The 7,772-nt window shown below is 31.2% G+C and carries 11 protein-coding genes; 1 reads left to right on the forward strand and 10 read right to left on the reverse strand.

Annotated elements, in window-relative coordinates; translation table 11 throughout:
• Positions 1 to 30: 30 nt before the first annotated feature.
• The 7 genes from F0000_RS21535 to F0000_RS21560 all read right to left on the reverse strand — a co-directional run bounded on the left by F0000_RS21535 (position 31) and on the right by F0000_RS21560 (position 5,001).
• Positions 31 to 1,800 carry a type VI secretion system Vgr family protein gene (locus tag F0000_RS21535; protein WP_149626793.1) on the reverse strand — a complete coding sequence of 590 codons (1,770 nt, stop codon included), beginning with the start codon at positions 1,798 to 1,800 and terminating at the stop codon, positions 31 to 33.
• 407 nt (positions 1,801 to 2,207) lie between these two features.
• Complete coding sequence (locus F0000_RS21540; protein ID WP_149626794.1) at positions 2,208 to 2,456, reverse strand: hypothetical protein; 249 nt, start codon at positions 2,454 to 2,456, stop codon at positions 2,208 to 2,210.
• A gap of 5 nt (positions 2,457 to 2,461) precedes the next feature.
• Complete coding sequence (locus F0000_RS21545) at positions 2,462 to 2,956, reverse strand: hypothetical protein (RefSeq protein WP_149626795.1); 495 nt, start codon at positions 2,954 to 2,956, stop codon at positions 2,462 to 2,464.
• A gap of 12 nt (positions 2,957 to 2,968) precedes the next feature.
• Positions 2,969 to 3,091 (reverse strand): hypothetical protein, encoded by a 123-nt coding sequence (locus F0000_RS28375; RefSeq protein ID WP_255452842.1) that lies wholly within the window; start codon positions 3,089 to 3,091, stop codon positions 2,969 to 2,971.
• A 613-nt stretch (positions 3,092 to 3,704) separates the two neighbouring features.
• The gene (locus F0000_RS21550; RefSeq protein WP_149626796.1) at positions 3,705 to 3,959 is read right to left on the reverse strand and encodes a hypothetical protein; all 255 of its coding nucleotides are present in this window, start codon (positions 3,957 to 3,959) and stop codon (positions 3,705 to 3,707) included.
• A gap of 134 nt (positions 3,960 to 4,093) precedes the next feature.
• The gene (locus F0000_RS21555; protein ID WP_149626797.1) at positions 4,094 to 4,435 is read right to left on the reverse strand and encodes a hypothetical protein; all 342 of its coding nucleotides are present in this window, start codon (positions 4,433 to 4,435) and stop codon (positions 4,094 to 4,096) included.
• 341 nt (positions 4,436 to 4,776) lie between these two features.
• A complete protein-coding gene (locus F0000_RS21560; protein ID WP_149626798.1) occupies positions 4,777 to 5,001 on the reverse strand; it encodes a hypothetical protein in 225 nt (74 codons plus the stop codon).
• A gap of 238 nt (positions 5,002 to 5,239) precedes the next feature.
• On the opposite strand from F0000_RS21560, the gene F0000_RS21565 reads away from it, so the two are divergent.
• Positions 5,240 to 5,668 carry a helix-turn-helix transcriptional regulator gene (locus F0000_RS21565; RefSeq protein WP_149626799.1) on the forward strand — a complete coding sequence of 143 codons (429 nt, stop codon included), beginning with the start codon at positions 5,240 to 5,242 and terminating at the stop codon, positions 5,666 to 5,668.
• Positions 5,669 to 5,691: 23 nt separating this feature from the next.
• Here the strand turns inward: F0000_RS21565 and F0000_RS21570 are convergent, their stop codons facing one another.
• Genes F0000_RS21570 through F0000_RS21580 form a run of 3 tightly spaced genes read right to left on the reverse strand, consistent with a single transcriptional unit; the run spans position 5,692 to position 6,942 of the window.
• Positions 5,692 to 5,886, reverse strand: coding sequence for a hypothetical protein (locus F0000_RS21570; protein ID WP_149626800.1), 195 nt, complete (start codon positions 5,884 to 5,886; stop codon positions 5,692 to 5,694).
• A gap of 38 nt (positions 5,887 to 5,924) precedes the next feature.
• Positions 5,925 to 6,725 (reverse strand): hypothetical protein, encoded by an 801-nt coding sequence (locus F0000_RS21575; RefSeq protein ID WP_149626801.1) that lies wholly within the window; start codon positions 6,723 to 6,725, stop codon positions 5,925 to 5,927.
• A complete protein-coding gene (locus F0000_RS21580) occupies positions 6,712 to 6,942 on the reverse strand; it encodes a hypothetical protein (protein ID WP_149626802.1) in 231 nt (76 codons plus the stop codon). The genes F0000_RS21575 and F0000_RS21580 overlap by 14 nt, the downstream gene beginning before the upstream one ends.
• Between the last annotated feature and the right edge of the window lie 830 nt (positions 6,943 to 7,772).

Genomic DNA, 7,772 nt, shown 5'->3' on the forward strand with positions numbered 1-7,772 from the left:
AATCCTAAAATTAATAGGAGGTATTTGATTCTAAAATAATTTTACGTTTTCACTTCCTTGAATATCTACTTGCTTTGCACTAACTAACTCCATATTGTCTTTTGCGCTTTCTATACGAATTTTATCAGCATTCTCCATAATTTCTTTGGCTAAGGAGGTTTTGTTCTCTTCGATCATTTCCGTTGCGTTTTTAGCATTGATAGAAAAGTCTTCACTTACTCTAGTAATCATGTTTGTTCCTGCATTCATTTTGATTTCTTCTGCGGCATTGATTTCAACATTTTTTGCATTTAGGGTCAGATTTTCTAAGGCTGAAACTTCTATGCTGTTATTGGCGGTATCTATCCTAATAATATTACTGTTAATATCAGTGATAGTGATACATTCTGCTCCTTTTTTATCATTTAGTTCTATCAGACTGCCAGCCCTAGTTTTTATCGCCTTGATATCATTGGTTGCTGATTGCCAACTATCAGGTTTGGCTGATCCATTGTACAAAGCTCCCATTACGAACGGTCTTTCTGCGTTACCACCTTCAAAATTTACAATGATTTCTTCACCCTTTTCCGGAATAAAATGAAAGCCTTTATCAGCTCCTGCGTGGGGTGTCATTAGGCGTATCCAGGGGGTCATTTCCCCGGTTTTTTTCTGCCAAGGGAATTGCACCCGAATTCTGCTCATGCCTTGTGGATCTGAATTTTCAACAACTTTGGCTACTTGTATCTCGCTCTTTGGATATCTGCCAATATCCATTAGTGGGTAATCGGTACTGTTGGCATCGATTGCTTCGAAGTGATTTTGATAGACACCTCCTTCGGTATTGGTATGGGTTACTTTGGTTACTCTAAAGCGCCCGTATCCTTTGACAGTAATAATTTCTCCCAGATTCACCCCCGGATTGTCTGATGATCCTATGGCTACTGCCTGATGTATGGATTTGGCACGGGTATATTGCTCCACCTGTGTATCAAATCTTGATTTTAGAGAAGTATCACTTTGTGGATTGTGATATATCTGTGTTTTTTTGTGGTACATTTCGTTGGATTTAGTATTCATAAATCCGTGATACCCATCCGAAGATGTAGAAACTTCATCGCTTGATTTTTTAAATATTTCATCAGAAACGTAATCGTTTGTCAGATATTCAAAAGCATTAGGAATTGTTTTTAGTTTTACTGTAAAGTTTTGTAAATCTACTCCATAGGATAATTCAGTTTCTTTTGTACCGGGACTGCCAAATATCAATTGTTGTCCATCATAATAAAACCACTCATTATAGTAAGATGCCAAACGGCTGACAAAACTAAAAGAACTCTGATTATGTTGTACCGAATACTGAATAGTATCAGAGGATACCGGAGCAAAATTAGTTGTTAACTTTCCTTTATCATACCCCTGAAATGTTCTATCTAAAATTTCAGATAAGTTTAATTCACTAAAAGAAGCAAAATGATTCCCATCTTCGGACAGGATCGAAGTACTTTTGGCATATATGGTAATCAGATCTCCACTTGCTTGATGAAATCCTTTTGTAGCATTAATCTCGGTAACCAGCCCCTTAAACTCTAATTCTTTATAGCCTCCAAGCTCAGCAATGGAACTGATCTTGAGGGTTATAACTCCACCAAGATACTCTTTACTCTCTCCAATCAATTCTTCTGATAAGCGTTCTAACACATCAGCTCTGCATACTAATGTCAAGTCATGATGAGCGTCAATTTCTTGATGTAGCTCCATACTAATATAGGACTGTACGGGTACTCCCGAGATAAAGATTTGAGTAGTGGTTTGTAATGCCATATGCTATAGTTGTTTTTAGGGTTTTGTACTTATTAATGTTACGTTCTAGTAATTTGTTACCTATATTTTTCTTAAAATGATTCCAAACATACGTTAATATATTTTGGTATGCAATAGGCATAAAGGGGTGTTTTCCCCCTGATATATAGTCTTTTAAGTGTATTTTCGATAGGTTGCTACTTTTTAACGGTATACTACTTTATTTTCTTTGTTTGCCCTTCAATTTTTTTTAGTTTTTGTATGTCACTTATTTTTATTACTTTTCAATAACGTAAAGGGCACTTGAAAAAGGATCATTATTTTCCCAAAATAATAAAAGTCGATGTTTCCTTATCAATCAAGTACCCAATACGAACTACACAAAAATTAACCAAACCAAATTTGTATGTATTCCAGGGGTAATTTTTTTATGAACTATTGTTATTAGGTGATTCTCTATCATTAATTTTATTTTTTATATACGCAATCATCTCCTTTCTCTCCATTTTTTCTTTCTCTAATACCTCTTTCTGTTGATTATGCCACGCTTGCAGTTTTTTTATTTGTTGTGCTGCATTTTCATTAATTTTCCTGCACTCCTTTCTTAATCTCCACGGGAAGTAAATAATCCCAAATAAAATGAGAAACGTTCCTATTATTTTGTAGATATCATCCATCGTTTTCAGCTTTTACAAATTCGGTGTGCTGGATCTACCTGATCTAATAATTCTAAAAGGAGTAACCGATTGGTCTTTGAGTTTCTGTCTTTTGCCTTATTATCTTTTAGAAATTCCCGGATCACATATTTTAGATGTGTGCCATTAAAGGTTTCTTCTATGTTTTTATTATTCAAAAACTGTACGGTAGGTTCATTATACTGCGTATAATACAGAGATTTCATAGAGTGAAAACAGGGGAATATCGATTGGAACTGATATACTTTGATAAAATGGCAGTAGTCTATCAGGTAACAATACCCATTTTTTCCGATAGGAATCATGGCATTTTTCAGAAATAATCGATTCTGTGCCTGTTTGAGGTTTCTGTACTCTATAGGGGATTTTTGATCTTTTAGCAGGATCTCTATTTTATGCAGAATATCCAGAGCTTCCAGTTTGGTAATTCCATCGAGTTGCCGGAGTACTTTTTGTAAAATATCGTCTTCGTAAGGGAGCATAAGCAAATTGTATTATGTTACTTTTTGGTTAATGAATTCGACAGTACGATTTTTTAGTTTCGTATCTGTAACGATACAGCTATAGTCTACATAGGGTTGATACCACTCTTTTTTCATTCTATAGGTTTTAATCATTGTAATCACTATTTTTTTTAAAAATTTAACAAAGACACCGAGGTGAGTATCCAAAACGATGGGTTACTATTCTAGGAAAAACTCAAAACCATATATCCTGAAATGCACACCCGACATCTTTGCACTCTCAAAAACTCAAACCATACACTTTATGATCTTTTTTTGTAACCAACGACCATATTTGCCCGCTAGTTGAATGATCCTTTTTAAATAAGATTCTTTCTCATCTGATTCAATTTATAAGACATTTGATCCTTTTCTTGTTTCTATTGGAAATAGGGCTTCAAATAATTGATCTTCTATTTCTTTGGATTGTTCTACAGAGGTATTCATATCCATCATTAGATCTATTTTCCGGTAATCTCTTTCTTTTCATTTTTACTTAATTTGTTATAGATGCTTTGCGGATCTTGCATAGAGATTTCTTAAATTTATGTTTTGGATAAAAAGATATCCAGGCACTTGTCTCTTATACATACTCTTAGAACAGTTAAAACAAAAGAGTGTGAAGAAATTTATATGAGAGTCCATTGGGATACCATCATAAAAAACCAACGTATACTTGATTGAGTAAAGTACCTGTGATATCTTCATAATTTCGGGGTATCAATACTTAGGTCATTTTATGGGTACTATAATTTTTTTTATTTTGTTTATGAATTTCATTCTTTATTCGATCTATGGTATACTCACAAATAATCAAGGTATGATCTTTACGAAGTTCCATAGGGGGATCTAGTTTCTTCAGTATCTTGCTGAGATCGTCCACAGAAAAGTTGGGAAACACCAGTCTATTATTAATTTTTTGGAGCACTAATTGTTGGTTTTCTGTAGATAACATATTGAAATATTGAGGGTTCTTAAACATTGATCTGTGTTTTAAAAATGAGATGTTCAGGATACAATACAGCATAAGAATTCTACCCCTGATAGTTGCTTTAGGGTTCTTTATGAGTATAGTTTAGTGTCGTATGGGGTTATGAAAGTGGTCGTAGCTTCTTTTTAAGATGCTTTACTGACTATTGATGGTTGTTCTATATTTTTAATCGTGTAGTGCAGCGTTTCTTCAAGAATGCAACAGGTGTTTGAATCATTCTTTTTTTTAGGAAGTGCTATGATATGTTTTCCGCTAAAAAATAATTGATGTCTTGCTTTGTGTATCTGATCAATGCTATATGCAATTGATCTTTCTTCTTCATATAATTGATTGATCCACGAATAGATCAGGCATTCATAGTATTCATTATCGGCAATCCGACTAAAGAATAGGGTTGGTTCAAGATGAAATGCTCTTAGTATAAGAAGGCAAAACTTATAATGTTGTTCGTCATTTTCGATATTCATCGTTTTATGGGTTTTGAGGGGGTTAATATTTACTTGATTTAATATGATTGACATTTTGAAAAAAATCAATCCATAAATGATCGTTTTATCTAACTTTTAATTATGATCTCCATATTAGTCATATGCTTTAGCTCCAATAGGTAGAATATTGCTTTTTTGGGAAAACCTATGACCTATTATTAGATATCATATTGAACATAATATTAAAGTAATTGAGATAATCACAATTGCTTTTTTAATTTCTTTAACCATCTGTTTTTTCGTCATTAAGTCATTTTTTATGTTCGCTCCTTCAGTCAAGTTTAGTATAAAGTCTTTTTATTCATTTTTAAGCGGTTCTATTATTGATCTGTTTCTGTTTTTAACAGTTCAAAATGCGTAATCATTTGGGTTATTTTCCTATAAGCTCTGTTAATTCTTCTGTTATTGAGCGGAACGCCGTATTTGAAGAATTTTTGCATTGTTCCTTCAGGCTGATTCAACCACCTGTCCACTCCACTGCGCTTAAATAAATCTTCATAATCATTGAACCAGCTTTCAACAATAAACCTCCTGTTTTCTTTCATAGAATCAAATCATTATTTTCTGATTTAGAAATTATCTAGTTAAAAAATGCACGACAAAATGGTAATAATCCTTTATTTTTAAACTTTGAGAATAGATATAAGCTTTGCTTTATATTTCGAACGGATAATTTTATTCTTGAATTCAGTCTATTTTTCATAAATTTACAATCTAACCTCAAGCAAATTTACATATTTTATATGAAAAAAACATATTTTAAATGATAAATTCACAAAATAAATGAATTACATATCAAAAAATATAAGCTATTTACTACGTACAACGGGGCTGGGTAAAGATCCTTTTGGAGAAACGGTGGGATTAAAAAGAGGGAATATAGGATCATATATAGATGGGAAGGCTTTTCCAAAAATAGAAACACTTCAAAGAATATCAGAGACTTACAAAATATCAATTGATGATCTTATAAATACTGATTTAGCAAATAACAGTTTAAAACCTAGAAATTTTGAGAATAATGGTGGGCTTAATAATTATTCTGTCGCTCAAATCATAGAAAACATTTATATTAGAGATGCTGAATTTACAGAAAGCCCACTATTATGGATGTATATAAAATTGAAAATTTTAGATGGAAAAGTTACTGATGAAAAATTAATAGTAGATAGGCTTGAGGAAATTTCGAAAAAAAAAATTGGAAAAGTATAGTGATTTAATTTTCTGTTGTGAAACTAGCTTTTAGTAGGGGATATATCATTCTTCAATAATTCTTTTTTTAAACTAAGCTTATTTAATTCCTCTTCCTTTTCTAATATCTCTTGCTCAAATAAACTCATAAGAGATTGACTTAGATCATCTACGTCTGCTTCATAAATTAGCCCTTGTTTAAAGATTTTCTTATATAGATCTCCTTTCTTTATGCTCATTTTTTTAGATAATTTAGTATTTCACTTCATCTATCTCGTTAGTTAGCTACTTTTCTCAAGGTTTTACTTAGTTCTTTGTCATACGCAACCAATTTATCTTTAATATCCTTCTTCAGTTTTGGGTCGGCTTTGGACGCTTTAACAGCAATATCCAGAGTAGTTCTACGACTTTTTGTTATAAAGTGTATTAATTCTTTTATTTTGAAAGCTAATAAGAAGTTTGATTTTCTGTTATAATAATGTTTAATTAGAAAAATTGAAGTGAATGTGCTTAAAATTGTCAACGAGCCAATTAATATATGATATACCGGAATTGGTAAATCTCGTGGTAATAAAAACCAGATAATCAAATAAAAAGAAATAAAGAATGATATCGAATATAATATTATAATAGCCCTATATAAATAAATACTTTTTTTTAGTTTCTCTTTTGAGTAGAGGAAGAAAAAAAGAATTACAAAAGAGAATAATATGTATGGTAGCCTAATACCAAAACCAATTAAGAAAATTCTCATACTTTTAAAACCAAAAATTCTATTTTCATCAATCAGATTGTCTAATTGATAATTTAGCAAATCAGCTTCTATCTCTCTATTTATTTCGAATAATTCTACTTGCTCTATATAATCAATGGGAGATATTTTATTAAGTAAAAGTTCTTCTTTTAAGTTACAGAGTTCAGCATTTTTGACTTTATTAAACCTATCTATTTTACCTTCAAACTGTACTTTGTATTCTGGTATTTTAGGAAAACTTATATGCAATAAAGGTGCAGTAAAAATAACTACTGCACCTAGCATAATAAAAATTGAAGTGATTGTTTTCTTAGTCTCTGTCATCTGGGTCTGGTTCTTCATCTTTGTCTGAAGCTAATAAGCTAAATCTTCTGTTATCTGGATCGGGTTCTTCATCCTTATCAGAATTAAATAATGTCAATTCTTCATTATCTTCCAATGTCTCATCTGAACATGCTCCTAATGTTAAGGTTAAATTTAACAAAAGAAAGCAAACAAAAAAGTGTTTTAAAAATTTAGAATAATATTCAGTGGTTTTCATATGTTGTGATTTAATAATTAAACTCAATAAGTCTTTGATTTACAAGCAAAAGTAGCTCAATAAATCAAAAAATACCTTAAGTATTTTTAACTATTTTAATTGTAAATTGGTTGAATTTTTGGTTAGATTCAGGGGATAAACCCCGTTTTTTATGCTTAAAAAAGCATGGAAAAAGTAGATTATATATGAAAGTAATAATTTTTTTATGTAATCTATTGATTTAAAGTTTGTTACAGCTATATGTTAACCGTATTTTTATTATTGTTTTTCCATAAAATCAATCTTTTAATTTTCACTTCGTATTTACTCCATTTTCCTTAACACTTCCTGAATTTTTCTTTCTCTGGAGGTTTTAGGTTGTTTTGCTATTAATTCACTTACAAATCATAAAGTACAGAGGTTTTAATAAATCAGATCAAATTTTCATCCAAAACATAGCGCAATAATTTTTGGAGAAAGACAAAAAGCGTTACTTGAATGAGTAATAAAGTAGGCTATACTTGTTTTAATATTTTATTTTAGATGTATAACCTTATGTTAAATAGAATAATCCTCTTATTTAAGAGAAATTTAATGGTGGTTTTAGTGAAACTCGAATTTGAGAAGTATGAAAAGACACACTCAAATCCGTAAGTTGAATTAATCCCGCCTATCCGGCGGGATCCCATAAATTCCACCTCTAAGCCCATTAAGTTCAATAAAGCGGTTCATTTTATAAGTTTACGATTTAACACTTAAATGAACTGATATGTTATTTGGATATGCACGTATAAGTACCCCATCTCAGAAATTTAATTTACAAATCGATGCTTTGTTAAAAGCAGGAGTAA

The sequence above is a fragment of the Aquimarina sp. RZ0 genome (assembly GCF_008370685.1).
Lineage (GTDB): Bacteria > Bacteroidota > Bacteroidia > Flavobacteriales > Flavobacteriaceae > Aquimarina.